Raw genomic sequence first — 447 nt, 5'->3', positions numbered from 1 at the left:
GGCCGAGACGACCACGAAGATGTACAGCGAGTTGAAGGTGAGCAGCGCGGCGCCGCCCAGCCAGGGGTTGTCCGTCTTGCCCTGGATCACGTTGGAGAAGGCTCCCACGCCCATGATCAGCCAGGGCAGGAAGGCGTACTTCCCCGGGCCCTTCCGCTCGCCCTGCGGGGTGCCGCACTCCCGCGTCCGTTTGCGCTCTGCCATGCCCTTCACCGTACGGCCGCCGCCACGACCAGGGCAGATCCGAATGATGCCGATCGCCCGGGACAAATGTCACGGGTCGCGGCGCGGTCATCTGACGCCTCGTCAGGTCTTCCCAAGCGCCGGGGCGTGCGTTATACAGGAAGCGATCGGTTAGAACGTGTTCTCATTACGGGCCGTTCGTCCGGTCGGCAGCGACCCCGGCCCGGCCGACGGTGCGGACGGCCGGGCCGGGGTCCCCCTCCC

Annotated in this window: 1 pseudogene; it reads right to left on the bottom strand. The window is 68.7% G+C overall.

What is annotated here, in order from left to right:
• Nucleotides 1-204 (bottom strand): annotated as a pseudogene (locus G5C65_RS38265) (sensor histidine kinase); the annotation flags it as partial.
• Between the last annotated feature and the right edge of the window lie 243 nt (nt 205-447).

Origin of the sequence: Streptomyces boncukensis (assembly GCF_011045075.1) — a bacterium.
GTDB classification, from domain to species: Bacteria; Actinomycetota; Actinomycetes; order Streptomycetales; family Streptomycetaceae; genus Streptomyces; species Streptomyces boncukensis.
The sequence above is the reverse complement of the archived record's forward strand: the minus strand, read 5'-3'. Positions and strand labels throughout refer to the sequence as shown.